This window comes from Peribacillus sp. NPDC097198 (assembly GCF_044762055.1).
Taxonomy (GTDB): domain Bacteria; phylum Bacillota; class Bacilli; order Bacillales; family DSM-1321; genus Peribacillus.
In genome coordinates, this window is the sequence record NZ_JBIWDO010000001.1 from 464,291 (window position 1) to 490,017 (window position 25,727).

Consider the following 25,727-nt stretch of genomic DNA (forward strand, 5'->3'; position numbering starts at 1 on the left):
CGATATTCGGTATACCCATTAGCTAGAAAAAGTATAGACGAATCTACCAGAAATGCAAGATAAATATTACAATTCCACTTCTTATGTTTAAAAATATCTTTTTTTTCCATAATAGTAATAGATTCTTTTTTTAAAAATAAGAGAGGTGAAAGCAATGGAGCTCATTCCAAGCGAACGTTTTAAAAGGACAACTAAATATGTGCGGGCTTTCATCATTTTTGCCACAATAGGTCTCATCATTCTCTTTGTCTTGCTTCTCTCTTTACTGATGTATGCAAAAATACTAGGCCCGCCGCCTTTGGCTGTACCTCAATCGACGCTGTATTATAGCCATGACGGAAATGTGATCGGAGAATCCGATAATGGTCAAAAGCGCTACTGGGTCGGGCTGGAATCGATTTCACCCGAACTAGTCAAGGCAACAGTCGCAGTAGAAGATCGCCAATTTTACACCCATAAGGGCTTTGATATAAAACGGATCGGTGGTGCCATCCTTGCTGATGTCCGTGCCATGTCCAAGGTTCAAGGGGCAAGTACGATCACCCAGCAATATGCCCGGAATCTCTTCCTTGACCATGATAAGACGTGGTCGCGTAAGCTAAATGAAGCGTTCTATACAATACGCCTGGAAATGAATTACTCAAAAAAAGACATTCTAGAAGGCTATTTAAATACGATTTACTATGGCCATGGCGCCTATGGAGCACAAGCTGCAAGCCAATATTACTTCGGTAAGGATGCCAAGGATTTGACGCTCCCGGAGGCAAGCATGCTAGCCGGAATCCCAAAGGGGCCATCCAACTATTCGCCTTTGGACAACCTGGATAAGGCCAAATCAAGGCAAAAGGTCGTCCTGCATGCCATGCAAACCAAAGACTATATTTCAAAAGCTGATACGGATGAAGCCCTCCAGGCATCCCTTTCTTTAAATGGCGAACATGGTACTGTAACCAAGAAAATGGCTCCTTACTTCCAGGATGCCGTCAAACAGGCCCTAAAAACGCAACTTCATTTAGATGACCGGACAATCGAGCTCGGGGGCTTAAAGGTTTATACCACATTGGATGAAAATCAACAGCGCATCGCAGAGGAGTCCCTCTCCACTGTCATACCCGAACAGGCTAGCATCCAAGCATCACTGGTGGCCATGGATCCCAGGACCGGGGAAGTCCGCGCACTCGTCGGGGGCACTGACTACACAGCTTCACCATTCAACCGTGTCACACAGGCCCTACGCCAGCCAGGATCGACAATAAAGCCGCTTCTATACTATTCAGCACTAGAAAACGGGTTTACACCGTCAACCACTTTAAAAAGTGAGGCCACAACCTTTACCTTTGATGATGGCCATACTTCATATAAGCCGCATAACTATAATTATCAGTATGCGAATGATGAAATAACGATGGCACAGGCCATTGCTTTATCCGACAACATTTATGCCGTGAAGACCCATCTATTTCTCGGCGAACAGGCATTGGTTGATGCGGCACGTCGTTTTGGCATCACTTCCAAAATGGATGCGGTTCCTTCCCTTGCACTTGGCACATCCAATGTGAGACCCATTGAAATGGTCAATGCATACGGAATCCTGGCTAACGGTGGTAAAAAGGTAGAGCCTACATTCATCACCAAGGTGGAAGACCGAAGAGGTGAAGTCATCTTCGAACGGTCCCAGAAAGGTGAACAGATTCTGGATAAGGATAAGGCATTTGTCATGACCGAAATGCTTACCGGCGTTTTTGACGAAACGCTAAACGGCTACACGAAGGTGACAGGGAGCACGATCAGTTCCCAACTGACGCACCGCGTCGCAGGGAAGTCGGGTTCCACTTCCACCGACAGCTGGATGGTCGGTTATACGCCTCAACTGGTTGCAGGTGTATGGACTGGCTACGATCAAGGGAAAAAGATAGAAATCCCCGCCGAAAAAAGTTATGCGAAAAAAATATGGGCATCCTATATGGAGAAGGGTTTGAAAGGGCAACCTTCCAAACCCTTTAAGGAAACGGGTAATGTAATCGGTGTACATGTCAATCCAGCAAGCGGCAAACTTGCAACAGATGCCTGCCCCGTCTCCAGATTAACTTACTATGTAAAAGGAACCGAACCCGTGGAATACTGTGAAGAGCACTTCAAGCAAAAGAACACCAAAAGTGCTCCGAAGGACGGGAAACATAAAAACCCCTGGTATAAAAAAATCTTAAAACCTTGGGGATAACGAAAAACCCCGAAGCCGGTAGCGGCTTCGGGGTTTTTCTGTCCTAGTTCCACAGTGTCTAAACTGCTGTCTCTAAGTTTACTGATTTTATTCGCTTCGTACAAGTGATTTTTTTACTAAACTTCACATTTCATACAATAATACACATTTAAACCATCAAAGACTGTTTAAGCTCATCGGATGAACGCTCCAACATTCCTGCATCGTGGTTTTTCAGGAACTCGGCAAGGATGCTTTTTGATTTATCGTCCATATCCTCGACGATGATATGGCGTTTCAAGGATTTATCCATCCGGTTAACATGTTCCGGCAAGGATTTGTACCCACGTCTGATTGAGCGGTCCACCGTCATCTCACAAGCGGTCACCCCGGCATAGTACGGACCAGTTTGCAGGGCTTCAATCGTTACCCAAACAAGCCAGTAGGGTTTCCCATTTGGCACTTCCTCTTTTGTCTTTAGAAACTTGATTCCTTTTTCCACAGCACTTCTTGCATGCATCGCGCCGATGTCGACTTCCGCTTCACCAGCATCCACATCAATGATGACCGGTGAAATATTGTCGAGAGTTAAAACACCAGCGCCATATCCGCCATGGCCTTTCATCGGATCATTTTTAATAATATTGAAGCCTATCTTTTTCTTTGGTTGTTCTTCCATGTTAATAACCTCCTTCAGTTTCGTCATTTACTATATTAAAAAAACAAAAGACTTACAGTGTGTCCGAGATTGTCACGAACGAATGGTACAAGTTCATTCATAATCGGACTGATTGTATATTTACCCAACGGTGTGATGACTAAAATCAGGAAAATCAAGGATCCGTATTGCTCATACTGAGTCATTTTCGCACGCATTTCCACCGAAACCAAATCTTCTACGATCCGATACCCATCAAGAGGTGGCAGTGGTATCAAATTGAATACGAACAGTACGATATTTAAGTGAATCAACATCGTAAAGAAAGGTTCCACGAAGAATGGCATGTCGTAAGGTCCCAACCCTGAAGCGAGTAACCCGTACCAGATTAAATAGCCTATCGTCGCCACAAGAAGATTGCTGAGCGGACCTGCAAAGGAAACCAGTATGCCAGCCAGTCTTGGATTCTTAAAATGAAACCGATTGACAGGGACAGGCCTTGCCCAACCAAATCCTACAATCAAAATCAGGAGCGTACCGATTGGATCCAAATGCTGTATGGGATTCAAGGTGACCCTTCCTTGATTCTTAGCTGTCGGATCCCCAAATTTATAGGCCACATAGGCATGGGAAAATTCATGAACCGTAAACGCGATCAAAAGAACGACAATCACGTAAGGAAGCCTATCCAAACTATAAGCCAAAAACTGTCCTAATTGATCCAATAGCTTCTCCCCCAATGTTTATTACCGTTAGTATACATGAAAATTTCAAGATGTGAAAAAACTCTGATTTCAGTATCTTGCAAATATTTCCCTAATGTGAAACACTACATCTATTAAAAAGAATGGGGGAATATGAAAATGCCATATGTAACAGTCAAGATGCTTGAAGGCCGTACCGAGGAGCAAAAAAAAGCATTGGTTGAAAAAGTAACAGCAGCTGTTTCAGAAACAACCGGTGCACCAGCCGAAGCTGTAACGATTTTCATCGAAGAAATGGCTAAAAACCACTTAGCCGTTGCCGGCGTTCGTAAAAGCGACCAATAAGAGGTTCATAATCGTAAAAGCTAAGCCATCAATTCGGCTTAGCTTTTCCTTGTAGCTTCTCTATATATTCATATGCATCATCTATTTCTTCAAGCGTATATTTTTGCTTGCTTTTCAGCGTGAAGATTTTTTCAATGACCTCTTCCTTTTCCAACGTATCAAAGTAAAGGACCGTTGAAACAAGTTCCAAAAACCGGGCATTTTGTTCATTCATATCCAATAAGCATGTATCAAGAGAAGGCATATCAACTTCCTGTATCGACAAGAAGTCTTTTCCCGCCTCCGTAATGGAATAGCAGTATTGATAATAGCCCGCCTTTTTCTCCTTCACTTCATTCAGGTACCCCATTGCGCAAAGTTCCTCTATTCGTAAAGTCAATTCCTCCGAGTACGGTCCGTAAAAGTGAAATTGAAATTTTTCATGAAAAGGAAAGGATAACTTCTTCGCTATATAAACAATTTTTTGCAGCTTTTTTCGACCTGAAATTTCACCTGCAGTTGAAATGGCATTGATAATGTTTGCATGATCCTTAAACAAGGCTCGTCACTCCTCACCCAAAATGTACCGCTTTAAATCGACAGCTCCAATAGCTGACGGATTTGTTTTTTTATATCTTTATTCGTTGATTCATCGCGCAGTAAGTCTGCCGGGAAGTACAACTTATGGTCCGTTCGTCTTTTTCCTGAAATGGCGTCCACTATTTCGGATTCACGCGACAATTCCCGAAGTTCGCCATTCGTTTGCAGCAAATGGATTGGCAAACGCTCTTCTTCTTCGCCTGGACGATAAAAATCATAGGGAAGGTCCGAGGAGGAATCGACGACTAAATAATAATCAGGATCGATTCCCGCCTCAATGAATAGCGCCCTTAATTCCATTAGTTTATTCATTTGATTATTCGAAGGATGAAACTCAACATATTTAAAGAGTTTTCGATTCACGAAACGGATACATAAATCCCTTAAGATTGGATCCTCTTCTTCTTCCCAAGCCCCGAAATAGTAGAGCATCACGGATTCATCCATTTTCAAGTAATCTTCTAACGTGACATTGCCCTTGAACATTGAATAAAAGTGACGGGGTTCTTGGGCAAATTGGTAGTTGGTTTCGAATAAATACTTTGCCCTATGCAAAATTTTCGTTAGGATGACCTCGGCACTCCGTGTAACCGGGTGGAAGTAGACCTGCCAATACATTTGGTATCGACTCATAATATAGTCTTCCACCGCGTGCATCCCACTTTGCTTAATGACAGCATGCTCCTCACGCGGCCGCATCACCCTTAATAGCCGCTCCATATCAAAATGGCCGTAGCTTACCCCAGTGAAGTAAGCGTCCCGTTGCAGATAATCCATCCTATCGGCATCAATTTGACTAGAAATCAAGCTGACTACTAATTTGCCTTTATACGTTTTGGCAATGACCTCCGCTACTTTTTTGGGAAAATCGGGTCCTACTTTGAGAAGGATCTCATTCACTTCTGTATGACCGATAATGATCTGTTGAGTGAACTGTTCATGGTCCAAATCAAAAACCTTTTCAAAAGAGTGAGAGAATGGGCCATGTCCTAAATCATGTAGCAAGGCCGCACACAACGAAAGCAACCTTTCCTCCGGTTTCCATTCCGGTCTCCCTTCGAAGACATCATCGACAATTCTTCGGACAATCTCATATACCCCAAGCGAATGGCTAAACCTACTATGTTCTGCACCATGAAAGGTAAGATAGGTCGTTCCTAGTTGCTTGATTCTGCGAAGACGCTGGAATTCTTTCGTGCCGATCAAATCCCAAATAACCCGGTCCCGAACGTGTATATACCGGTGTACTGGGTCTTTAAATACTTTTTCTTCTTGTAATTTTTCGCCAGAATATTCCATGGACTACCCTCATTTTCATAATCTCATTGCTTTTATTATAGCTTGTCTTTATAGAATATCCTAACTCGACCCATGATAGAAAGCCTGTTGATTTTATATGAAATCAGGAGTTTTTATGGATTTTGATAGAGAAAATAACGGAATTAAAAAATCACCACAGTTTATTGAATCTGGGTGACGAGTCGCATGTTTCACGTTTCAAAACTGCTGAATTATTTATACATAAAGCTACTTTAGCTTCTTATCTATTTTCTCTAGTAACTCGTCTTCTGTCGGGGCCGCAACTGGGCGGTTATTGACAAAAGCAAAGGATTTTTTCCTGCCCGGACCGCAATAGGATTGGCAGCCAATTTCAATTTTCGCGTCAGGATCAAGCTTTTCCAGCCGTGGAATTAATGTTTTGACGTTTACTGCCAGGCAGTCATCACACACTCTGAATTCATTGGACATCCTCGGTAAGCATCCTTTCTATAACAAATGATTTTCGTTCTATTTACGTGACTAAATGGTATTTTACCGTTTCTATCTATGAATATCAAGAGACGGAATGGAAGGAGAAAAGATGCTTTGTCATAAGTGGATGCCCCAAATAGGGGAAGTACTAAGTCCATTCAACTTATTCTTCCTTCCCTCACAAAAAACTAGTATCCTTTTAACCTTTTTGTATAAAAAATCCATATCTTGTCCAAAATACTAGTAGAACACCTAATCAATCATTGTTACAAGATATTCATATAATGATCATTTTAAAAAGTTACCAGAAAGGGAGTATGTAGAAATGAAGGTTCGTCAAGATGCCTGGACAGAAGAGGATGATTTACTGTTAGCAGAAACGGTATTACGGCATGTACGTGAAGGCAGCACGCAACTGAACGCATTCGAAGAGGTCGGTGACAAATTGAACCGCACATCCGCAGCTTGTGGATTTCGCTGGAATGCAGTTGTCCGCCATAATTATGATAAGGCGCTGTCTCTAGCAAAAAAACAAAGAAAACAGAGACAACGGATTCTCGGAAAAGATCAGGGAGGAAAAAAACGTCTGCTCTATACACCGCCATCCCCAATGATTTCTGATATCATGGCTCCTCTCCTGCAAGAAGAGGACGTGGAATCAGAGACTGATACGGCAGTAATAGAATCTACTAATTATGAAACCGCAGAGGAATTTTCTGATGAAGCGTTCGTTCCGACACAACAAAGGAACACAAGCATGCCTACCAGCACGCCGGCAATGGGCCTGGATATGGTTATCGCTTATTTGGAGTCCATGAATGGGCGATTGCTACAAGCCGAAACATTACAAACTGAAAATGAACGCTTGAAGTTAGAAATAAAAGAGTTAAAAGGACGGAATGAAGAACTTCAAAATAAAGTATCCCACCTTGAACAAAATAGCGGCTTGATGCAGGAAGATTACGAAACATTGATGAATATCATGAATCGTGCCAGGAAGCTAGTCCTATTAGAGGAAGAAGAGCGCCCGGCCACAAAATTCAAAATGGACCGAAATGGAAATCTGGAGAAAATGGCTGAATAAAGATAATGCGGGGGCCTTTTATCAGGTCAACCACATGACAAATAGCCATTCCCTATACATTTTCCGAAAAATGAGTCTGGAAAGGGCTCTTTTTTCATGTATTAGCCTGGTAACATCTTACTAAAAGTTTCTTTTTCAGTTTCAGTGAATACTATACTCGGAAGCAACACCGAAAAAAGCTGTCCCTTCCTTCAGGAACAGCTTTTTACCATTTATTCCTCTTCCAATGCATCGAAGACTTTGTTATTACGTTCTACCACTCTTGTTAAGTATCCTTCATATAAAGGCCACTCTTGTGCCGAAAGGGAATCGGAAAATATCTTCCCACTATGCTCCTTCAATACGTTCAGGAATCTGAGCATAACATCTTGGACAGTTAACTTAACCCCCAATAACTCAGTAAGCGAGGCCATTACGGAAGGAGTGATATCCGGATAAGTGAATTTCGTTTCGACCTGCTTTTTGGCGGTCTGATAGAAACCTTTCACAAGTTCGGCCCTTTGTGCACCACTTCCATTGACGCATATGTATATTTGTACAGCCACACCATTGCGGATCCGGCGTTGCGATATACCGGCAAATTTCCTGCCATCGATACTTAAGTCATAGCTCCCTGGACAATAGGAGCCCACGATTTCTTTTGCTTCGATGCTGACCGGGAAATCGCTGAACATACGTCTAATCAGTTCCCACATGGCATCATATCCACGGTTTATTTCGATTTTCCGTTCGCTTTCAGGGAAAACGAGTGATACATTCAGGACTCCTTCATCTAACACGACGGCCAACCCTCCTGAGTTCCGTACAATCGCCTTGAAATCGTGCTTATCCAAATAATTAATTCCCTCTTTAAGAAAAGGAAGTTTCGTATCCTGAATACCAAGCACGATGGTTTGATGATGCACCCAAGCCCTGGCTACGGCCGTCGAGCGGCCGGAACCTACGGAGGCACATAATGTATCATCCATCGCGAAGGATTCTAGGGCTGGAAACTGGGGACCAACCGATGACTGGTCAATTATCCGCCATTCTTGCTGCCTTAATAATGAATCTGTTTCACTCATAGAAATCTCCCTCTATCAATATCATTCACGTCATTACTGGTATTGCGCAACGAATCCTTGTGCGGCTGTGATGAGTGCCAATTTATATACATCCTCTTCGCTGCAGCCACGGGAAAGATCATTCACTGGACGGTTAAGTCCTTGTAGGATTGGACCCACCGCTTCGAAACCACCCAGACGCTGAACCATCTTATAACTAATATTACCGGCTTCAAGACTCGGAAATATAAAGACATTGGCATCTCCTTGAATGAGAGAATCCGGTGCCTTTTGCCTAGCAACCGAAGGAACGAACGCCGCATCGAATTGAAATTCTCCATCCAGGAGAAGGTGTGGATCCATTTCTTTTGCCAAGGCGACGGCTTGAACGACCTTTTCCGTTTCTGGTGAATGGGCCGATCCCTTCGTAGAAAAACTCAGCATCGCGACTCTTGGTTCGATATCGAATGTCAGGGCCGTCTTGGCGCTTTCCAATGCGATTTCAGCCAAATCACGGGAATCCGGGTTAATATTGATGGCACAATCAGCGAATACGTACTTTTCCTCTTCGCGGACCATGATAAAGACTCCCGAGGTTTTTTGAACACCTGGCTTTGTTTTAATGATTTGTAATGCCGGGCGGACTGTATCAGCCGTTGAATGGGCTGCTCCACTCACCATGCCATGTGCCTGTTTCATGTGAACGAGCATCGTCCCAAAGTAATTCTCATCCAAGAGGATTTCACGGGCTTGCGCAACGGATGCTTTTCCGTTTCTAACCTCTACAAAAGCTTCAACCATCTCATCCATCATGATGTAATTTTTCGGATCGTAAATTTCAATGGCATCCAGAGAAATTTTGAGGTCTTTGGCTTTCTCTTGAATTTTGCCGATATCGCCAATTAATACAGGTGTTAATAATTTCGCTTTAGCAAGCCTTCCCGCTGCTCCCAAAACGCGTCCATCCAGCCCTTCCGGAAAAACGATTTTTAGATTATTCCCTGTTATCTTCGATTCTAAAATTTCAAATAAATCGCTCACAAGCTCATCCTCCTTGAATGTATGTACCTTCTATTCATTCCTATATTACCCACTTCGTAAACTTCATGCTCTTCTTCTAAGAATACTCTAGCCGCTATTTAAATTCCAGAATCATTGGTCTTCTTTGCAAAATCGTACATATGAACATTCCTTGAACACGGAAGAATGACCGAAGACATTTGCGGCTTGATATAAATTTCCTTATACTGAAACTATGTTATATTAAAGTTATATTAAGACATAGGAGTGATCGTAATGAGTGAAGCAGCACAAACACTTGATGGATGGTATTGTCTACATGATTTCCGCCTGATTGATTGGGCCTCTTGGAAAACGTTATCAAGTGACGAACGTCAATTAGCTATTTCGGAATTCCAAGGTTTATTGGATAAATGGAATACGACCCAAAGCAACAATGAAGGCAGTCATGCCCTTTATTCCATCGTAGGACAAAAAGCCGACTTCATGCTTATGTTTGCCCGTCCGACAATGGAAGAATTGAATGCCATTGAAAATGAATTCAATAAAACGAAACTTGCCGAATATACGATCCCAGCTTATTCTTACGTTTCTGTCGTGGAATTAAGCAATTATCTAGCAGGTGGAGACGGTGAGGACCCATATCAAAATCCTCATGTACGTTCAAGACTTTATCCAATCCTTCCTCAGGCGAAGCATGTATGTTTCTATCCGATGGACAAGCGCCGTGAAGGAGAAGACAACTGGTATATGCTTTCCATGGAAGAACGTAAAAACTTGATGCGTTCGCATGGCTTGATCGGCCGCAGCTATGCCGGTAAAGTGAAACAAATCATTTCCGGTTCTGTCGGTTTTGACGATTACGAATGGGGCGTTACCCTATTTGCGGATGATGTTCTTCAATTCAAAAAGTTGATTTATGAAATGCGTTTCGATGAAGTCAGCGCCCGTTATGCTGCATTTGGTTCATTCTTCGTCGGCAACATCCTTTCAGAAGATAACATACCAACTTTCTTATATGTATAAGACAAAGGCTTCCGGCATCCCGGGAGCTTTTCTTTTTCATCCCCTTTTTATTTCCACTACCATGACATAAAATCCAGAATCGTCCCATACATTTTCTTTAGTGATGCTAATTTTTTTCACAGTCTCATTCAGCTTCAGACTGCCATACATGCAGTAGTTCAATGGCATGTGTAACATTCATTGTGGTTTTTTGGGCCGTGTCCGGGTCTGCCCTAGATTATCCATGTAAACCGTCCCACTCCGGCTGCTATAAATCGCACTGTTTCTTCCAGCCAAGACACTCGGATGTTCAGCTGTTCAAGAACCGAAATAACCTAGAATTTCAGGAGGGAATGCAATGTCACAAAATAATCCTTATGGCAATTATCCTTATGGAGGAAACTCTTATAACCCATATGAAAGTGACCCATCCCAAAGACAGCAGCAGGGTCAATACCAGCAGCAACAAGGCTACCAGCAGCAGCCTGCTTATCAACCACAGATGCCCACTACAGGCGGTACCCAGCAGCAAATCCCTACGCCGATGAACGCTCCCACCACCGGTCCACAAGTACCGGGCATGCTTCCAGTCGAACAATCTTATATAGAGAACATATTACGCTTGAATAAAGGGAAACTGGCCACCGTTTATACCACATTTGAAAACAATAAAGAATGGAATGCAAAAATCTTCAAGGGGATCATCGAAGCGGCCGGACGCGATCATCTAATCATCAGTGACCCACAGACCGGAAAACGTTATTTGATACCAATGGTATTCTTAGATTACATTACCTTTGATGAAGAAATTGAGTATGACTATCCATTCGGAGGAGCTGGACTTACCACATACTCTCCTAGATAGAAAGTGACTATGTGAAAACGAACAGCCTCAGAAATCCTGAGGCTGTTCGTTTTCATCATGCAAAAAACAAGAGCTGACCCCTGAATGCGGCCAGCTGAATTTTTCATAAATACTTATAGGCAGCAATGATCATCAAGATCCAAGCTGCTAAAAATGAAACGCCACCGATTGGTGTGATGGCACCTAGCACTTTGATTTGAGTGACACTCAGAACGAAAAGGCTACCGGAAAATATGATAATGCCGATGAACATCATCCAACCCGACCAATTGATGAGTGGGCTCGTAATTTTCCCCGCCAACAAACCGATAACCAACAAGCCTGCCGCATGGAACATTTGATAATCTACAGCCGTATTCCAGGTTGCTAAATATTTATCAGGTATTTTCCCTTCTAGTCCATGTGCGCCAAATGCTCCTAGTGCCACGGCTATGAATGCATTCAACGCTCCTAAGATGATAAATAATTTCACGATTGCTCCGCCTCTCTTACTTTTTATTTAAAAATCAAATAAGGAATCCCCATTGGCTTCATCCATTTTAACCGGTTCTGCATTCGGTATGTTCGACATAACAGGTTGTGTGAATGTAATGGGCTTCATTATTTTGTTATTTTCCGATTTTTCATCCACCATCACTTCACAAAGTGCCTGAATGGCAACTACATACCCTTGCAACTTAGTCTCTGAATTCGCCAGTTTAGCTTTTGTCACAAGCTCTTCCATTTTATCCAGCATCTGTTTGGATGAGATATCCACATTTACCACCTCGTCTGCATACATTTCCTAACTTCCCTACCTAGCATAGCAAACATTAAGGGGGAAGAAAACTTACTTTTCAATTGGCTTTGGATTCAAACTTCAAACAAGGCTCACCCGAGGAGCGATACACATCAAGGGATGGCAGATTGGATGTTTTAAATTGAAAGGCGCGGCAACCTTTGGGGAATTTAGGATCCCACGTCACATAAAAATGCTTGCAGGCCATGCAATTTACTCGTTTCAATTTATCATGCCCCCTTTGCGGTTCGATATTTGCCAGTTGATAGGAGCCAATCCCATTTCCATAAGAAGTTCATTGGTTTTGGAGAATGGCTTACTGCCAAAGAAACCACGGCTAGCAGACAGCGGACTCGGGTGGACGGAAGTAATGATTGGGTGGCGCTTTTCATCTATCCAACGCAGTTTTGTTTGAGCTGGCTTTCCCCAAAGGATGAAAATCACCGGTGTCTCCCTCTCATTCAACAGCTGGATGATCTGATTCGTGAAGGTCTCCCACCCTTTGCCCCTGTGGGAATGTGCCTCCCCTTCACGTACAGTTAGAACGGTATTGAGGAGAAGCACACCTTGTTCCGCCCATTCGCCTAGGTAACCATTGTCAGGAACCTCACAGCCCAGATCACTTTTCAGTTCTTTAAAGATATTTCGTAAAGAAGGCGGGATGCGGACGTCAGGCTTTACCGAGAAGCTAAGACCATGGGCCTGACCCTGTCCATGATAAGGGTCCTGGCCAAGAATGACGACCTTTACCTTTTCATACGGTGTACAGTGAAGCGCATTAAAAATATCTTCCGGACTCGGATGTATGGCATGCTGATTGTATTCTCGTGTGATGAATTCTTTTAAATCCTGATAATATGGCTTTTTAAATTCCTCTTTCAATAGAGGCCACCAGTCATTCGTTAAAATCGGCTTTGTCATCTTTACTAGCCCCTTTCTCGCTTTTCCAATTATTATATCAAACTCATTTTCTGATTCATGTTTCTATATACCCCTAAAAAGGGGAAATAGATAGTTAGCAAGCAATTTAAGTAAGATGGAGGATTTTCTATGAAAAAATGGTATAAACGCAAACGATTTTATTTGCTTGTTAGTATGCTCCTTGTTGTCATCGCGGTCATTGTCTATAACAGCTATAAACCCCTGCCCAAAGGAATATCCTACGAGGGGGAGATACATCATGTCGAGGATATCGATTTCATTTATGATCTCTCTTATCATGATGAACAAGGAAAGGTACAGCATGAACAGCGAATCTTCCAGACCATCTATCATGCAATTGAAGAGGCCGATTCTTTTATCGTAATTGATATGTTCTTGTTTAATAGTTTCTATGATGAGAAAGTAGACTTCCCTAAATTAAGCAAGACTTTAACAGATAAACTGATAGCCCAAAAGAAGAAGAAACCTGAACTTGAGGTTATGTTCATTACCGATGAAGTGAACACCTCCTATAATGCATACGAATTAGACGAGTTAGAAAAGCTGAAACAAAATGACATCGAAGTGGTCGTAACCAACTTGGACCGACTCCGGGATCCCAATCCACTCTATTCCGGACTATATCGAACATTTTTCCAATGGTTTGGGGAAAGCGGGAAAGGCTGGATTGTCAATCCCATGGCTAATAATGCCCCAAAGGTCACGGCACGGTCTTATCTTCGATTAATGAATATCAAAGCCAATCACAGAAAAGTGGTAGCTACTGAAAAGACAGTCATCATCTCATCCGCAAATCCTCACGATGCAAGTGGGTTCCATTCCAATATTGCTTTCCAGATGGATGGCAACATCATCAGTGATTTCGTCAAAGCGGAAGAAGCCGCATCGAGGTTCTCTGACGGTCCGAAGGCATTTCCTGAAGTTAAAGGAACAGCGGAAGAAAATGGCCCCATTTCCGTTCAATTATTGACGGAAGGAAAAATCAACAAACATGTCCTAAAAGCCATTAGGGAAACAAAGAAAGGCGATCGAATCCAGCTCGCCATGTTCTATATCGCTGACCGACACGTCGTCGAGGCATTGACCGATGCGGCCAGGAGAGGTGTCTGGATCCACATGATATTGGACCCGAATCAAAATGCATTTGGCAGTCAAAAAATGGGGCTTCCCAATCTGCCGGTTGCAGCCGAATTCGAAAAGCTAGATGAAGGGAATATCAACATACGTTGGTACAAAACCGATAAAGAACAGTTCCATACGAAACTGATGACGATTCAAAAAGAAGAGGAAACCGTCATAATTGGAGGATCAGCCAATTACACAGCCCGAAACCTAGACGATTATAATCTAGAAGCCAATGTTGAAATCCATGCCCCTAAAGACACCGAAGTCGCACAGGAAGTGGATGACTATTTCCAGCGGCTTTGGAAAAATGAAAAGGGCGAATATACTTCAGACTATAGCGAATACCAGGATAAATTACCGTTCTTAAAATATGTTACCTATCGATTGCAAAAGCTGTTCCGTTTCACCACCTATTAATAATTAATAAGGTAAATGTTTAGCAATGGCTAAATAAGGTTATATACTACTATAGCTAATAACAAGCTGAGATATGCAAGATTCCATTTACCCAATTTAAGAAAGTCTTACACTAAAATTGAAGGAGGAGTTTATATGTATCAAGTACATGTTGTAGAAAACGGTTTACAAGCTAAGGAAAAAATCGATGAGTTAGTTACAACCGGCTATACGAAGGATGATGTATATTTATTTGCTCACGATAAGGATCGCTCTAAGCACCTTACCGAAAATACAAATACTGAAGATGTCGGCATGAAGGAACAAGGTTTCCTCGATACAGTTGGAAACCTCTTCAAATCACGTGGGGACGAACTACGTAACCGAATGAGCAATCTTGGACTTACCAAAACAGAAGCGGAACGTTATGAAGAAGTGTTAGATGAAGGAAAAGTCGTCATCATTGCATCCAAACAAGACAACAAAGACGGAGTTACTCATTAATTCCCGTTAACCCATTACCCATTTACCCTATATCACATCCTATATAAAATGAGGCCCCATTCGGGAGCCTCATTTTTTGTGTTATCCAAGAATTCTTTGATACAACGCCTTTGCATGGACCATATCCTTCGTGCCATGAATTAACGCTCGGCCATCCTGAAAAATGACCATACGCTCCCCGTCTTTTTCACAAGAAAGAAGGAAAGGATTAACCTTGACTAAATAGTCACTTCCCTTTAAATCTTTGGCCAGCTTCTCTAGTTGGAGTTTCAATGGCTTTGATGGCCTGACCTGTACCGTATCCCTTCCACAAAGGACAGCGGTTTTGGTCATATTATCCGCATTTAAAAACGGATACGTCCGTTGCTCCCCACATGAAAGACAGTCCGTTCTCTTTGCTTTCGTTAATTTAATCGTTTGATATTGGTTTCGCCATAAATCGAATGTAACAAGCGTTGGTCGAACTGCTTCCCAATCTTCGACTAAAATCTTCAAGGCTTCAGCCGTTTGATGAGCCACTACCATGGTTACGGCTGGAGAGATGATTCCACCGGTATCACAGGTCATCCCTTGTACCGGAATGGTTTTCATCAGGCAGTTCATACACGGTGTTTTATCTGGAAGAATCGTCATGGTCATGCCAACACTGCCTACGCATGCCCCATATATCCAAGGTATTTGAAGCTTTTGTGATAAATCATTGATTATCATCCGAGTCTCGAAGTTATCTGTAGCATCTATTATCAAATCCACATGACCCAATAATGGTTCAAGCGTGCGTGCAGTGGCATCCATGATGACCGCCGCTACATCTACTTCGTGATTAATAGCATGCAAGTGCCGCTTTGCCGCTTCGGCCTTTGGCAGTTTATCCTCGACATCCTGTTCCGTATATAACTGTTGACGTTGTAAATTACTGGACTCGACGTAATCCCGGTCCACAATGGTCAACTTTCCCACACCTGCACGAGTCAAGGCTTCTGCATTAGCGGAACCAAGCGCTCCAGCTCCCAGAAGCAAGACATGCTTTTGACGAATGTGGGCCTGTCCTCCTTCACCGATCGGAGAAAACAAGGTTTGTCTTGAATATCGCTCATTCACTATGATTCCCCCCTATCTAATTAGCCTCCGCTGACAGGTGGTATGAAGGCGATGGTATCTCCATCAGCCACTATCACTTCGTCTCCGGCAAACTCTTCATTGACCGCTGTCATTACCGTATCCAGACCTTCCAAATGGAACTCGGCCCTAATCTTTTCCTTTAGCTGAGCCACGCTCAACCCATTTCCTTCTATAGAAATAGTCTCTTTTCCCATTTCATCTTTTAGTTGAGCAAACAAAAGTACTTTAATCATCGAGATCCCCCTCTTCTGGCTTTCCATTAGGATAAGGTACGGTTTCTAGTTGATTGCCAACCCATGTCTCCCCATCTTCCCAATGTTCCTTTTTCCAAATCGGAACGATTTCCTTTATTCTTTCTATGGCATATCGATTAGCTTCATACGCGTCGTTACGATGTGGTGTACTTACAGCGATGACCACCGCAATATCCGTAATTTCCAATTGACCGACCCGGTGAGTGATCGCCGTTTCTGCGTCAGGCCAGCGCTCCTTAATCTCCATCCCGATTTGTTCTAACTTCTTGACCGCCATCGGTTCATAAGCCTCATATATTAAGAATAGAGTCTTCTTCCCCTTCGTCATTTCCCTAACTGTACCAATGAAGGTCGTGACTGCACCTGCATCCCGCTTAACTACTTTATCTACCACTTCTTGAATGACGATCGGTTCCTTCGAAATTTCAAAATTCATGGGGTACCTTCCTTTCTGACAATTTCAGTTTGGTATATATGTTTTGCTTCTTCATAATCTTCCATTGTATTCATATTAAAAAAGAGAAGACGGAAACGCTCAGGGTCTTCATGATATAACGAAAAGTCGGTTTCCTTGATGACTTTCACCCTGATCTTTTCTAGAAAAAGCTTCATTTTCAATTCCTTCTTCTCCAGACATTCCGTTAACAAGGGTAGGCACCTTTTGTGATAGACCGCAAAGAGCGGCTGAAGTCTTCCATTGATTTCCGGAATGATGGCATCAAAATCCGATTCATAAAATGAAAGCATTTCATTGATCGCCTGATCATTTACAAAAGGCATATCACAGGCACTAAGGACCTGCAGCTCTGTTTCGGAAGAGGACATTCCAGCATGGAGTCCTCCAAGCGGACCTTGACCTATATATATATCAGGAATGAAAGGTAATTCAAGAAAGTGATATTCTTCAGGTGAATTCGTAACAACCAGGATGTTTTCCGTAACCTTTTTAAAGACGTTCGCCACTCTTTGGATGTTCACCGCCTCGCCTATTTTCAGCAAGGCTTTATTCATACCCATTCGGCTTGATTGGCCACCGGCTAAAAGCAAGATCGTACAATTCAACTGAAACACCTCCTATTATTTGATTGAACCCTTTACCATTTGGAAACGTTATAATGAATAAGTCCTTTTTAAACGAATTCGGTCGTACCTCAATAGTTTAAATCAACTTTTAAAATATTAACACTTTCACACCCTTATCAAAAGATTGAATATAGCATATTTCTCCGGTGTTTTACATTTTCAAATGGATTTTACGCATTATATCCCTTTTTCATTGAATAATTCACCATTTCAATACAAAATTTGGCTGTACTCCCATAAAAATTACCAGATGAGATTTGTTCATTCTATGTCATGTCCCGCCCCATTTTAAAGCCTGTATTTCCAGATATCTTCTTAGTTTTACATAATATAAATTTTGGTATATTCTAAAAATAAGATATTACGGTACACTGATAATATCCATATCATTCAATACTCCTGAGGAGGTCACATAATGACCATGAATAGAGCTATGACTGTTGCTGGTTCAGATTCCAGCGGCGGTGCAGGTCTTCAAGCTGATTTAAAGACATTTCAAGAATTCGGGATTTACGGAATGTCCGCTTTAACGACAATTGTCACCATGGATCCTAAAAACGGTTGGTCTCACAATGTTTTCCCTACACCGGTCGAAATTTTAGAAGCCCAATTAGAAACGATTCTTTCTATCGGGATAGATGCCATGAAAACAGGCATGCTTGGTTCTGTTGAAATCATTGAGCTTGTTGCTCGTAAAATAGACGAATTGAAACTGGATAAGGTCGTAATCGACCCGGTTATGGTATGTAAAGGGGAAGATGAAGTTTTACATCCGGAAACTGCTGTCGCACTTCGTGAGTTGCTTGTTCCACGTGCAACAGTCGTTACTCCAAACCTTTTCGAGGCTGCACAATTGGCTGGGACTGCCCCGATCAAAACGATTGATGATATGAAAAAGGCTGCCGAGAAAATCCATGCCCTTGGTGCCAAATATGTTCTGATCAAAGGTGGTAATAAGCTGGATCATGACAAAGCCATCGACCTTTTATACGATGGAAAAGAGTTTGAAATCCTGGAATCCGAAAAAATCGAAACGACCAATACACACGGGGCCGGCTGCTCATCTTCAGCTGCCATTACGGCACAGTTAGCTGAAGGAAAGAGCCCTCGTGAAGCCATTTATGTCGCAAAAGACTTCATTACCGAAGCCGTCCGTCATTCTTGGAAAATGAATGATTATGTAGGTCCGGTCAATCATGGTGCATACCATAAATATGGGACGCCTAAAAAATAAAAAATACTATTAATTAAGAGGGTTGCTCAAATACTCGAGCGGCCCTCTTCGCTTTTTCCGCTTAACTTTAGTAAAATAGAAAGATGGAAAATGCTTATAGTTACCCAGTAAAGGAGGAATTGTCGAATGAAACCTATAGACCGTTCAGAGGTGCAGAAAGCCATCGATTCATTTGCAGGAAAAGATGTATACCTTCACCTTGAAACGACTAACGGTGCCTATGCCACCCATGTGGATGAAGCTTTTTTTTCTGCAGGCGCTTATATTCGTAATGCACAAATTCAATATGAACACGGTAAGATTATTGGGGACGGACCTTTTCGCGTCGGCTTAAAACTCATGATTGGCTGGGTGTATGCTGAAGGCGTAAACCACTTCGAGATCGATGATCAAGGAAGATTATTGTTGGCAGGACTTGATTTCACGGGAAAACTTGCCGTTTCCCTTCAGATCAGTTCTACTCCCTTTGAATAACCAAAAGATATTTACACCATTTCTATTCATCCCGCACGTACGTTTCTCTTCGGCGGAACTCTTTTATAATTATTGTAAGTAGAACGAAAGGAGACGAGTATTATGGAAAAAGAACAGCATATTTTAGTGATTTTCCCGCACCCCGATGATGAAGCCTTTTCTGTTTCAGGGATGCTTGCCTTACATAGTGAAGCCGGCACACCGATTACCTACCTCTGCTTGACTCTAGGGGAAATGGGTAGAAATTTAGGAAATCCTCCTTTCGCAACTAGAGAGTCCCTTCCTAAAATTCGCAAAAGAGAATTAATCGATGCAGCGAATGCCATTGGTATCCAAGACTTGCGCATGCTTGGTTTACGAGATAAAACGATTGAGTTTGAAGATGATGAAAAATTGACCTCCCTGTTCACAGAGGCCATCAATGAACTTAATCCTTCATTGGTCATAACGTTTTATCCAGGATACAGTGTCCACCCCGACCATGAAGCGACAGCACGTGCCGTCGTTCGCGCTGTAGAAAGAATCGAAGAAAAAGACCGTCCAAAGCTCCATTGTGTCGCCTTTTCCAATAATTGCATCGATGAATTGGGACAACCCGATATCATCCATGACATCACCGCAGCTGAAGATAAAAAGGTAGCGGCCATAACCGCGCACCGATCGCAAACACAAGCAATGGTGGTTGATTGGAAGGAAAAATTCGAAAACCAAGATGCTGATTTCCTCGACTGGATTCGAAAAGAGCGATTATGGACCTACAAATTTTAAAAACCGCCATTTGGCGGTTTTTTTATTTATTTCCATAAAAAAACGCCTGTTTGTAACAGACGTAGAAAAAGGGGGATTACTTAGAAAAGTAAATCATACAATAAGTATCCCCATTTTCCATATTTTTAAACAAATAAGGGATAATCAAGAAATCATTTGATCGCCCGTATTCTGCCTGGATGCCCTTGCTGATGCCTTTTTACCATGAACAAAATAGTAAATGACTATCAACAAGACTGACAGAACAGCCATGCAGATAAACAACCCTTTAAAACCAGTATAAGGAACGAGGAACCCTAGCATAAACGGTCCTAAACCAATTCCAAAGTCATAAAAGGTAAAGAATGTGGAGGTTGCCAATCCCATACGATTTGATGGAGATTCCTTGATGGATATAGCCTGTGCGCTTGACTGAAACGTACCATATCCTACACCGATGAAAGCACCTGCAATCAAGAGCGTCAAGGCATGTTGCGATTGACTTAGTACGACCATCCCAATTACAAATAAGACAAGGGAAGGGTAAATTACAGCATTTTCACCTTTCACATCGAACATACGCCCTGTAAATGGACGGGTAACTAAAAGGAATATAGCGAACACGACAAAGAAAAAGCTCGCGGCATCCAGTAAGTTTATTTCCTTTGCAAAAGAAGTTAAATAGGACAAGATGCTCGAATAGGCTAAACCTGCAAACATCACAAGTATGGATATCGGTAAAGCACGTTTTTCAAAGTAGTCTTTGATGTTGAACCCCCGTGGTCGAGGCGCTTGATCTTTTGTTGCCTCAGGTACAAATAAAAATAAAGAAGCCGCTAAAGAGAATGCAGCGAATAGTGACGCGGCATAGAAAATAAAGGAGTAGCTAAAATGCTGGGTAATGAACAATCCGATAAATGGACCAAATGCCATGGCCAGGTTTGTACTCATGGCAAAGTATCCCGTACCTTCACCACGTCTTTCATTCGGTATGATATCAGCAACAATTGTTCCAGTGGCCGTTGTAGCGAGACCAAATGAGATACCATGAACCAACCGATCAATAAATAAAAGCGGCAAACTATCCACTTGCAGATAGAAAACGGAGGCTATAAAAAATAATACCAACGAACCAATAAGCATTTTCTTCCGACCTAATTGATCAATCTTTTTTCCGGCGATTGGTCGTACAAGTACTGCTCCCAAGACAAAAATACTCGACGCCAGTCCGGCTTGAGCTTGAGAAGAATGGAAATTATCCATCGTATAAAGGGTCAAAGTGACCATCAAGACATAAAACGTTAAAAAGAGAAAAAAGTTTGCGGACGAAACAATAATAAAGTCTTTCGTCCACAATTTTGTTTTTTGATTCATTTCAATCCTTCTTCCTTACGATTGTTGTAACTTTTCCTTTAAGAATTTTAAGGTCCGCAATGTTGCTTCCCAGTCCTCTTCAGACAAACCATCTATTAATTGAAGTTCGAATTCATCTACTGCCTTTCTAGCTTTTAGGTATGTTTTTTCACCTAAATCAGTTAACTGAATTCTCCGTTCCCGTTTATCTTTTCCCGGTATTTGTTCGATTAATTTTCGTTCTTCCAATCGATTCACCGTCCGGGTTACTGTCGGTTTCTCGACATCTAAGTAATTGCTGATTTCAACCAACGTGGTACTACCATATTCCTTCAGATAATAGATAATCATCCATTGAGAATGAAAAAGATCGACCTTTGCCAGCTGCTCATTTAACTTCTTGGTGAACGTTCTTGAGAATTGCAGGTTATGGTGAAAAAATAAACCATCACGTAAAAACAAAGGTATTCCCCCTGAAAATTAGTTACCTAGGTAACTATACTACGATTCATCTGAATTGTCCAGCCAATCCCTATTGATTTATCCAGATACTACTCACACATTATCAGTATTCCCACTCCTCCTTGGAAGCATAAAAAAAATGCCCTTTACAGGACATCTCTTAATGGGACTTAGCTAAGGGCAAACGATAAAGTTTATCATCATTACGATCGGCCTTTCCACGCCCATCTGTATTATTGCTAATAAAATATAGGAATCCCCCGTCTACTAACACATCTCGTATCCGGCCAGAATCGGTAACTAAATCCGTCATTTCCCCACTTTTTATATCATACCTCTTAAGTGCTTCTCCCCTTAAGGCAGCAACAAAAAGCTTGCCATCTGAATACGCAATCCCAGAAGGTGCCCATGTATCATTTCCGGAATGAATCATAGGAGCTTCCATATTTGATTGTGCCTCACTTCCCTCTATTTCCGGCCAGCCATAATTCTTTCCAGGGAGAATCGCGTTTAATTCATCATGTGCAGATTCACCATGTTCACTTTCGAACAGTTGTCCCGTTTCATCCCAAGCGAGGCCTTGCGGATTGCGATGTCCGTAAGAAAAAATATAGGAATTCTCGAAAGGATTATCGTCGGGGATGGTTCCGTCAAGATTCAAACGCAAAAGCTTGCCACCTAAAGAATCAAGATCCTGGGCAATCATTGGTTCCCTTGCATCTCCTGTTGTGGCAAATAGTTTTCCATCGGGGCCAATCTTTAAGCGTCCTCCATGATGATAGTCACCACTTGGAATCTTGTCGATTAGAATTTCCTTCTCTCTCCATGTATCATCCACCTGTTGGAGCGTGATGATCCGATTGGATGGTTTTCCGTTTTCCTCGTAGGTGTAATAGGCAAAAGCTTGATGGTTCTTCGAAAAGTCAGGGTCGAGCACAAATCCAAGCAATCCAGCTTCTGCCTTTGAGGACAACTTCTTTTCCAGCTGAACCTTCTGCCTCTCCATATGCTCATTCTTCCATTGCACGATGGTGCCTGACCGTTCTGAAACATACAAAGTCTCTCCATCTTTCTGAATCGACCATGGAGAAGCCAGGTTCGTTACCAGTACCTCAGGGCCATCTATCGCCGTTTCTGTTGAGTCTTCCTCAGGCTGTGCTCCGTTATTTCCCTCTCCCCCTGAACATCCCGTCAAGGCCAACGTAATCATGAGGATCAATGAACACCATCTTTTCAAATAAATTCCCTCCCTCGGTTTGCCGAGTTATTCGATTGTCTTCTTAAGAACCTTTAAAATGGCCTTCGCTACTCCATGTTCTTCATTTGTCCCTGTCACTTCATCACAAAGGTTTTGAATGTCGGTCGGGGCATTTCCCATTGCGACGGATAAACCCACTCTTTCAAACATGGATATATCATTATAATTATCTCCAATGGCCATCGTCTCCTGCATAGAGCCTTCTTTTTCGTTCACATACTTTTCGAGTACGATTCCTTTTTGGGCATGTTTGCTCGTGATTTCCACATTCTCACGACCCGAAGAGGTGACAGCAGTCCCTTCATCCATTTTGAACCGCGAGGCAGCTTGGTCCAATACCTGCAAATCCGTGGAGAAACCAAGGATTTTATATAGTTCCAACTCAGCTTGGTCGAAAAGCTCAGTATAATCCGCAATGGATGTAACATGTCCCAATTGTAGACGAGCCTCTGCATACTTTCTAATTTGGGACGGGTCAATATCCTGATTTGCCGTGACCATTACATCCACAAGGGCATCGATTGCGGTCTCGTAGTTTTTAGAGAAAATTCCTTTGCTCGTATAAATTTCGAAATAGATTCCCCGTTCTTCAAGCCACTCCGCTGCATTCTTTACGGAAGCTATCGGCATTGGATGGGAAGCCGCTACCTTCCCTTCTTGCGTGAAGAGGGCAGCGCCATTCACGCAGATGATCGGACATTCAAGGCCCACTTTATCTAAAGCATATCTGGCTTCCTCAAACGATCTTCCAGTAGCAATGATGACTTCGATCCCTTCTTCTTGAGCCTTATGAATCGCTGATTTATTTTCTTCACTCACCGTTTGCATTTTATTCAGTAATGTTCCGTCCATATCAATCGCAATCGTTTTAATCATTTAACCACTCCCTTTTCTTTTTACCCTTATTTTACCCTAATAAGAAATGATTAACATCCTTGTGCATATAAGATGATCTAAATGATTGTCCCTTCTATGTAAAACTGCACCTCATTTTAAAAAAGGTGCAGTCTCTTTTCAATGTAATATTGTTGGGTTATCCATTGCCTTTACCCGCTCACCAATCTGTTCCTGAATATCTTTCATCATGTCATCGACAGCCGTAAAATCCATGGCCTTCACATAGATTGCTTCAAGTTCGTCATGCTGCTCTTTAGCCTTCGCCAGAGACGCTGTCGCTTCATTCATTTTCTCCCGGTACCTCAAAGAGACAGCCTTGATTTGATCGGCATATATCTCATCGGTTCCCGGAAGGATGGCCGTCTTATAGATATCGATGATTTCATCCCCTTCAAGGCTTGGGAAGTATTCATGAGGGGCGGTGCTATCAAAAATGGCGATGCCCACTTCACGCACGATCACCATATCCAAGCTGTCAGGGTCAAATCCACAATGATACATTTCCACATCAAAGCCACGTTGCTCTGCAGATTTGGCAATGTTCTTCAGCATCGTCGATTTACCTGAACCCGGACGCCCTTTCAAAAAGTATCGTTTATGCACACCTTTTGTAATGTTCGGAACATAGTCAACAGCACCCTTTGAAGTGGCTGCACCTAAGAACCTGTGGCGAACATCCGCTTTTTTGTTCAAGAATATATCTCTATAAAAACTCTGAATCAATTTATTCGTCAATCCATTTAATTTGGCGAAATCGATGTTTGCTTTATAGATTTCTTCCCATTCGTCATGTATCTCCAACGCTTTGGCAAAGTGGCCATAAGCCGCCTCATAGCTCTTGCTTCTGGCATTCGTCAATCGAATGATGTTTGCCCTTTCAGCCGCCAGCTGCTGGGAATACCAGGCAGCTCCAAGATTAACGTATTCCTCTATAGCCCCTGGCGCTTTCGGTTCAATTACATGCGGTGCCGTCCCATCCACAAGACCTACTTTCAATGCAGGGACGATCACCCCATCAATGGAATCATTATCGGAGGAACAGTGCAAAAACTCTATGTCGTAGCCTTTATCCAGCCATTCCTGGCCAATCTTTTTCATAATCGTTGATTTCCCTGACCCAGGTCCTCCCTTTAGGATGAATAATTTCTCCAATCCCGTAAGGTTTGAATCATATAAGCTATAAAAACCTTTGGCCGTATTACCTCCGGCAAAATAATTCATCGCATTTCCTGACACTTCCACACTCTCCTTTACCATACAGATGTATCTTCAAGACAGCGTATGCCATGAAGCACAGGTAGGTGAATGCCTAAAAGTTCAAAGTGACTAAAAACCTTATATGGGAGCTTTTTAGATTCACTTTAAAAGGGCCGCAGTTTCAGCCTCTGCCCCCATCAAGAATCCCGATGGTTCCAGGACAATTTGTGTACCGATCTTCCCACCGCTCACGATGATTTCGGACAGGTCTAATGCGCTTTCATCAATAAAGGTCGGATACTGCTTTTTCATTCCTATAGGTGAACAGCCTCCGCGGATATACCCGGTGTACTTTTGCAGATCTTTAACGGCAAGCATTTCGATTTTTTTCACACCTGCTGCTTTGGCCGCTTTTTTCAAATCCAGCTCAGCAGCCACAGGGATGACAAACACATAAAGCTGTTGAGGACCATTATGGGTAACAAGCGTTTTAAAGACCGTTTCCGGTGCTTTACCGATTTTATTAGCCACTGTAATCCCGTCAATTTTCCCATCATTCGCATCGTAACTTATCTTCTCATACTTTATTTTCATTTTATCGAGAATACGCATGGCATTTGTTTTACTGGCTCCCATCTCTTAAATC

Annotated in this window: 30 protein-coding genes; 10 read left to right on the top strand and 20 right to left on the bottom strand. The window is 42.4% G+C overall.

All coding sequences use genetic code 11. The annotated features are described in order from the left end of the window. Window positions 1–154 precede the first annotated feature (154 nt). Complete coding sequence (locus ACIQXQ_RS02195; RefSeq protein WP_402954934.1) at window positions 155–2,221, top strand: transglycosylase domain-containing protein; 2,067 nt, start codon at window positions 155–157, stop codon at window positions 2,219–2,221. A 148-nt stretch (window positions 2,222–2,369) separates the two neighbouring features. Here the strand turns inward: ACIQXQ_RS02195 and ACIQXQ_RS02200 are convergent, their stop codons facing one another. Together ACIQXQ_RS02200 and ACIQXQ_RS02205 are read right to left on the bottom strand one after the other, a co-directional pair. Next, the gene (locus tag ACIQXQ_RS02200) at window positions 2,370–2,879 is read right to left on the bottom strand and encodes a YwhD family protein (protein ID WP_402954937.1); all 510 of its coding nucleotides are present in this window, start codon (window positions 2,877–2,879) and stop codon (window positions 2,370–2,372) included. Window positions 2,880–2,914: 35 nt separating this feature from the next. After that, the gene (locus ACIQXQ_RS02205; protein WP_402954940.1) at window positions 2,915–3,583 is read right to left on the bottom strand and encodes a site-2 protease family protein; all 669 of its coding nucleotides are present in this window, start codon (window positions 3,581–3,583) and stop codon (window positions 2,915–2,917) included. A gap of 138 nt (window positions 3,584–3,721) precedes the next feature. On the opposite strand from ACIQXQ_RS02205, the gene ACIQXQ_RS02210 reads away from it, so the two are divergent. After that, window positions 3,722–3,907, top strand: coding sequence for a 2-hydroxymuconate tautomerase (locus ACIQXQ_RS02210; RefSeq protein WP_402870233.1), 186 nt, complete (start codon window positions 3,722–3,724; stop codon window positions 3,905–3,907). 28 nt (window positions 3,908–3,935) lie between these two features. On the opposite strand, the gene ACIQXQ_RS02215 is transcribed toward ACIQXQ_RS02210, so the two are convergent. From ACIQXQ_RS02215 to ACIQXQ_RS02225, 3 genes are all read right to left on the bottom strand, one after another. Further along, window positions 3,936–4,445: a YwgA family protein gene (locus ACIQXQ_RS02215; RefSeq protein ID WP_402870231.1), complete on the bottom strand. Its 510-nt coding sequence runs from the start codon at window positions 4,443–4,445 to the stop codon at window positions 3,936–3,938. A gap of 32 nt (window positions 4,446–4,477) precedes the next feature. Next, window positions 4,478–5,785 carry an HD domain-containing protein gene (locus tag ACIQXQ_RS02220; protein ID WP_402954943.1) on the bottom strand — a complete coding sequence of 436 codons (1,308 nt, stop codon included), beginning with the start codon at window positions 5,783–5,785 and terminating at the stop codon, window positions 4,478–4,480. A 228-nt stretch (window positions 5,786–6,013) separates the two neighbouring features. Then, window positions 6,014–6,235 carry a YuzB family protein gene (locus tag ACIQXQ_RS02225; protein WP_402870227.1) on the bottom strand — a complete coding sequence of 74 codons (222 nt, stop codon included), beginning with the start codon at window positions 6,233–6,235 and terminating at the stop codon, window positions 6,014–6,016. A gap of 328 nt (window positions 6,236–6,563) precedes the next feature. On the opposite strand from ACIQXQ_RS02225, the gene ACIQXQ_RS02230 reads away from it, so the two are divergent. Next, a complete protein-coding gene (locus ACIQXQ_RS02230; RefSeq protein ID WP_402870225.1) occupies window positions 6,564–7,322 on the top strand; it encodes an RsfA family transcriptional regulator in 759 nt (252 codons plus the stop codon). Between the two features lie 212 nt (window positions 7,323–7,534). On the opposite strand, the gene lipL is transcribed toward ACIQXQ_RS02230, so the two are convergent. Further along, entirely contained in the window at window positions 7,535–8,386 is an 852-nt protein-coding gene (gene lipL, locus ACIQXQ_RS02235; protein ID WP_402954946.1) for an octanoyl-[GcvH]:protein N-octanoyltransferase, read from the bottom strand. A 33-nt stretch (window positions 8,387–8,419) separates the two neighbouring features. After that, on the bottom strand, window positions 8,420–9,406 hold the full coding sequence (gene pta / locus ACIQXQ_RS02240) for a phosphate acetyltransferase (RefSeq protein ID WP_402954949.1): 987 nt from the start codon (window positions 9,404–9,406) through the stop codon (window positions 8,420–8,422). Between the two features lie 255 nt (window positions 9,407–9,661). Between pta and hemQ the strand changes: the two genes are divergently transcribed. Together hemQ and gerQ are read left to right on the top strand one after the other, a co-directional pair. After that, a complete protein-coding gene (gene hemQ / locus ACIQXQ_RS02245; RefSeq protein WP_402870218.1) occupies window positions 9,662–10,411 on the top strand; it encodes a hydrogen peroxide-dependent heme synthase in 750 nt (249 codons plus the stop codon). Window positions 10,412–10,748: 337 nt separating this feature from the next. Further along, complete coding sequence (gene gerQ / locus ACIQXQ_RS02250) at window positions 10,749–11,255, top strand: spore coat protein GerQ (RefSeq protein ID WP_402870216.1); 507 nt, start codon at window positions 10,749–10,751, stop codon at window positions 11,253–11,255. Between the two features lie 103 nt (window positions 11,256–11,358). Here the strand turns inward: gerQ and ACIQXQ_RS02255 are convergent, their stop codons facing one another. From ACIQXQ_RS02255 to ACIQXQ_RS02265, 3 genes are all read right to left on the bottom strand, one after another. After that, a complete protein-coding gene (locus ACIQXQ_RS02255; RefSeq protein ID WP_402870213.1) occupies window positions 11,359–11,727 on the bottom strand; it encodes a DUF423 domain-containing protein in 369 nt (122 codons plus the stop codon). Between the two features lie 27 nt (window positions 11,728–11,754). Beyond that, a complete protein-coding gene (locus ACIQXQ_RS02260; RefSeq protein WP_402870211.1) occupies window positions 11,755–12,036 on the bottom strand; it encodes a YwdI family protein in 282 nt (93 codons plus the stop codon). Between the two features lie 219 nt (window positions 12,037–12,255). Further along, the gene (locus ACIQXQ_RS02265) at window positions 12,256–12,954 is read right to left on the bottom strand and encodes a uracil-DNA glycosylase (protein WP_402870208.1); all 699 of its coding nucleotides are present in this window, start codon (window positions 12,952–12,954) and stop codon (window positions 12,256–12,258) included. Between the two features lie 129 nt (window positions 12,955–13,083). On the opposite strand from ACIQXQ_RS02265, the gene ACIQXQ_RS02270 reads away from it, so the two are divergent. Both ACIQXQ_RS02270 and ACIQXQ_RS02275 read left to right on the top strand, forming a co-directional pair. Continuing rightward, window positions 13,084–14,517: a phospholipase D family protein gene (locus ACIQXQ_RS02270; RefSeq protein ID WP_402870206.1), complete on the top strand. Its 1,434-nt coding sequence runs from the start codon at window positions 13,084–13,086 to the stop codon at window positions 14,515–14,517. Window positions 14,518–14,652: 135 nt separating this feature from the next. Beyond that, a complete protein-coding gene (locus ACIQXQ_RS02275) occupies window positions 14,653–15,000 on the top strand; it encodes a YflT domain-containing protein (protein WP_402870203.1) in 348 nt (115 codons plus the stop codon). An 81-nt stretch (window positions 15,001–15,081) separates the two neighbouring features. Here ACIQXQ_RS02275 and ACIQXQ_RS02280 read toward each other — a convergent pair whose 3' ends face one another. From ACIQXQ_RS02280 to mobA, 4 genes are read right to left on the bottom strand one after another with little or no spacing between them, the layout of a single operon-like run. Further along, window positions 15,082–16,101 carry a MoeB/ThiF family adenylyltransferase gene (locus ACIQXQ_RS02280; protein ID WP_402870201.1) on the bottom strand — a complete coding sequence of 340 codons (1,020 nt, stop codon included), beginning with the start codon at window positions 16,099–16,101 and terminating at the stop codon, window positions 15,082–15,084. A 20-nt stretch (window positions 16,102–16,121) separates the two neighbouring features. After that, window positions 16,122–16,355: a molybdopterin converting factor subunit 1 gene (moaD, locus tag ACIQXQ_RS02285; protein ID WP_402870199.1), complete on the bottom strand. Its 234-nt coding sequence runs from the start codon at window positions 16,353–16,355 to the stop codon at window positions 16,122–16,124. Beyond that, window positions 16,348–16,812 (bottom strand): molybdenum cofactor biosynthesis protein MoaE, encoded by a 465-nt coding sequence (locus ACIQXQ_RS02290; protein WP_402870194.1) that lies wholly within the window; start codon window positions 16,810–16,812, stop codon window positions 16,348–16,350. Before ACIQXQ_RS02290 ends, moaD begins: the two co-directional genes overlap by 8 nt. Beyond that, window positions 16,809–17,438: a molybdenum cofactor guanylyltransferase gene (gene mobA / locus ACIQXQ_RS02295; protein WP_402954953.1), complete on the bottom strand. Its 630-nt coding sequence runs from the start codon at window positions 17,436–17,438 to the stop codon at window positions 16,809–16,811. The genes ACIQXQ_RS02290 and mobA overlap by 4 nt, the downstream gene beginning before the upstream one ends. Window positions 17,439–17,874: 436 nt before the next feature. On the opposite strand from mobA, the gene pdxK reads away from it, so the two are divergent. From pdxK to bshB2, 3 genes are all read left to right on the top strand, one after another. Beyond that, a complete protein-coding gene (gene pdxK / locus ACIQXQ_RS02300; protein WP_402870188.1) occupies window positions 17,875–18,693 on the top strand; it encodes a pyridoxine/pyridoxal/pyridoxamine kinase in 819 nt (272 codons plus the stop codon). A 126-nt stretch (window positions 18,694–18,819) separates the two neighbouring features. Then, the gene (locus ACIQXQ_RS02305; protein ID WP_402870186.1) at window positions 18,820–19,167 is read left to right on the top strand and encodes a YojF family protein; all 348 of its coding nucleotides are present in this window, start codon (window positions 18,820–18,822) and stop codon (window positions 19,165–19,167) included. A 102-nt stretch (window positions 19,168–19,269) separates the two neighbouring features. After that, the gene (gene bshB2, locus ACIQXQ_RS02310) at window positions 19,270–19,935 is read left to right on the top strand and encodes a bacillithiol biosynthesis deacetylase BshB2 (RefSeq protein WP_402870183.1); all 666 of its coding nucleotides are present in this window, start codon (window positions 19,270–19,272) and stop codon (window positions 19,933–19,935) included. Between the two features lie 144 nt (window positions 19,936–20,079). Here bshB2 and ACIQXQ_RS02315 read toward each other — a convergent pair whose 3' ends face one another. From ACIQXQ_RS02315 to ybaK, 6 genes are all read right to left on the bottom strand, one after another. After that, on the bottom strand, window positions 20,080–21,288 hold the full coding sequence (locus ACIQXQ_RS02315; protein ID WP_402870180.1) for an MFS transporter: 1,209 nt from the start codon (window positions 21,286–21,288) through the stop codon (window positions 20,080–20,082). Between the two features lie 15 nt (window positions 21,289–21,303). Next, the gene (locus tag ACIQXQ_RS02320; RefSeq protein ID WP_402870177.1) at window positions 21,304–21,729 is read right to left on the bottom strand and encodes a MarR family winged helix-turn-helix transcriptional regulator; all 426 of its coding nucleotides are present in this window, start codon (window positions 21,727–21,729) and stop codon (window positions 21,304–21,306) included. A 160-nt stretch (window positions 21,730–21,889) separates the two neighbouring features. Beyond that, window positions 21,890–22,966, bottom strand: coding sequence for a PQQ-dependent sugar dehydrogenase (locus tag ACIQXQ_RS02325; protein ID WP_402870175.1), 1,077 nt, complete (start codon window positions 22,964–22,966; stop codon window positions 21,890–21,892). 27 nt (window positions 22,967–22,993) lie between these two features. Continuing rightward, complete coding sequence (locus tag ACIQXQ_RS02330) at window positions 22,994–23,863, bottom strand: Cof-type HAD-IIB family hydrolase (RefSeq protein ID WP_402870173.1); 870 nt, start codon at window positions 23,861–23,863, stop codon at window positions 22,994–22,996. Between the two features lie 138 nt (window positions 23,864–24,001). Further along, window positions 24,002–25,120 (bottom strand): PRK06851 family protein, encoded by a 1,119-nt coding sequence (locus ACIQXQ_RS02335; RefSeq protein ID WP_402955129.1) that lies wholly within the window; start codon window positions 25,118–25,120, stop codon window positions 24,002–24,004. A gap of 120 nt (window positions 25,121–25,240) precedes the next feature. Then, window positions 25,241–25,717, bottom strand: a complete 477-nt coding sequence (gene ybaK, locus ACIQXQ_RS02340; protein ID WP_402954956.1) for a Cys-tRNA(Pro) deacylase — start codon at window positions 25,715–25,717, stop codon at window positions 25,241–25,243. Window positions 25,718–25,727 lie beyond the last annotated feature (10 nt).

What these genes read in the sequence shown, in the direction of transcription:
- ACIQXQ_RS02195 (WP_402954934.1), top strand. Translation starts at nt 155, where the DNA reads ATGGAGCTCATTCCAAGCGAACGTTTTAAAAGGACAACTAAATATGTG.
- ACIQXQ_RS02200 (WP_402954937.1), bottom strand. Translation starts at nt 2,879, where the DNA reads ATGGAAGAACAACCAAAGAAAAAGATAGGCTTCAATATTATTAAAAAT.
- ACIQXQ_RS02210 (WP_402870233.1), top strand. Translation starts at nt 3,722, where the DNA reads ATGCCATATGTAACAGTCAAGATGCTTGAAGGCCGTACCGAGGAGCAA.
- ACIQXQ_RS02220 (WP_402954943.1), bottom strand. Translation starts at nt 5,785, where the DNA reads ATGGAATATTCTGGCGAAAAATTACAAGAAGAAAAAGTATTTAAAGAC.
- ACIQXQ_RS02225 (WP_402870227.1), bottom strand. Translation starts at nt 6,235, where the DNA reads ATGTCCAATGAATTCAGAGTGTGTGATGACTGCCTGGCAGTAAACGTC.
- ACIQXQ_RS02230 (WP_402870225.1), top strand. Translation starts at nt 6,564, where the DNA reads ATGAAGGTTCGTCAAGATGCCTGGACAGAAGAGGATGATTTACTGTTA.
- lipL (WP_402954946.1), bottom strand. Translation starts at nt 8,386, where the DNA reads ATGAGTGAAACAGATTCATTATTAAGGCAGCAAGAATGGCGGATAATT.
- hemQ (WP_402870218.1), top strand. Translation starts at nt 9,662, where the DNA reads ATGAGTGAAGCAGCACAAACACTTGATGGATGGTATTGTCTACATGAT.
- gerQ (WP_402870216.1), top strand. Translation starts at nt 10,749, where the DNA reads ATGTCACAAAATAATCCTTATGGCAATTATCCTTATGGAGGAAACTCT.
- ACIQXQ_RS02260 (WP_402870211.1), bottom strand. Translation starts at nt 12,036, where the DNA reads ATGTATGCAGACGAGGTGGTAAATGTGGATATCTCATCCAAACAGATG.
- ACIQXQ_RS02265 (WP_402870208.1), bottom strand. Translation starts at nt 12,954, where the DNA reads ATGACAAAGCCGATTTTAACGAATGACTGGTGGCCTCTATTGAAAGAG.
- ACIQXQ_RS02270 (WP_402870206.1), top strand. Translation starts at nt 13,084, where the DNA reads ATGAAAAAATGGTATAAACGCAAACGATTTTATTTGCTTGTTAGTATG.
- ACIQXQ_RS02275 (WP_402870203.1), top strand. Translation starts at nt 14,653, where the DNA reads ATGTATCAAGTACATGTTGTAGAAAACGGTTTACAAGCTAAGGAAAAA.
- moaD (WP_402870199.1), bottom strand. Translation starts at nt 16,355, where the DNA reads ATGATTAAAGTACTTTTGTTTGCTCAACTAAAAGATGAAATGGGAAAA.
- ACIQXQ_RS02290 (WP_402870194.1), bottom strand. Translation starts at nt 16,812, where the DNA reads ATGAATTTTGAAATTTCGAAGGAACCGATCGTCATTCAAGAAGTGGTA.
- pdxK (WP_402870188.1), top strand. Translation starts at nt 17,875, where the DNA reads ATGACCATGAATAGAGCTATGACTGTTGCTGGTTCAGATTCCAGCGGC.
- ACIQXQ_RS02305 (WP_402870186.1), top strand. Translation starts at nt 18,820, where the DNA reads ATGAAACCTATAGACCGTTCAGAGGTGCAGAAAGCCATCGATTCATTT.
- bshB2 (WP_402870183.1), top strand. Translation starts at nt 19,270, where the DNA reads ATGGAAAAAGAACAGCATATTTTAGTGATTTTCCCGCACCCCGATGAT.
- ACIQXQ_RS02315 (WP_402870180.1), bottom strand. Translation starts at nt 21,288, where the DNA reads ATGAATCAAAAAACAAAATTGTGGACGAAAGACTTTATTATTGTTTCG.
- ACIQXQ_RS02330 (WP_402870173.1), bottom strand. Translation starts at nt 23,863, where the DNA reads ATGATTAAAACGATTGCGATTGATATGGACGGAACATTACTGAATAAA.
- ybaK (WP_402954956.1), bottom strand. Translation starts at nt 25,717, where the DNA reads ATGGGAGCCAGTAAAACAAATGCCATGCGTATTCTCGATAAAATGAAA.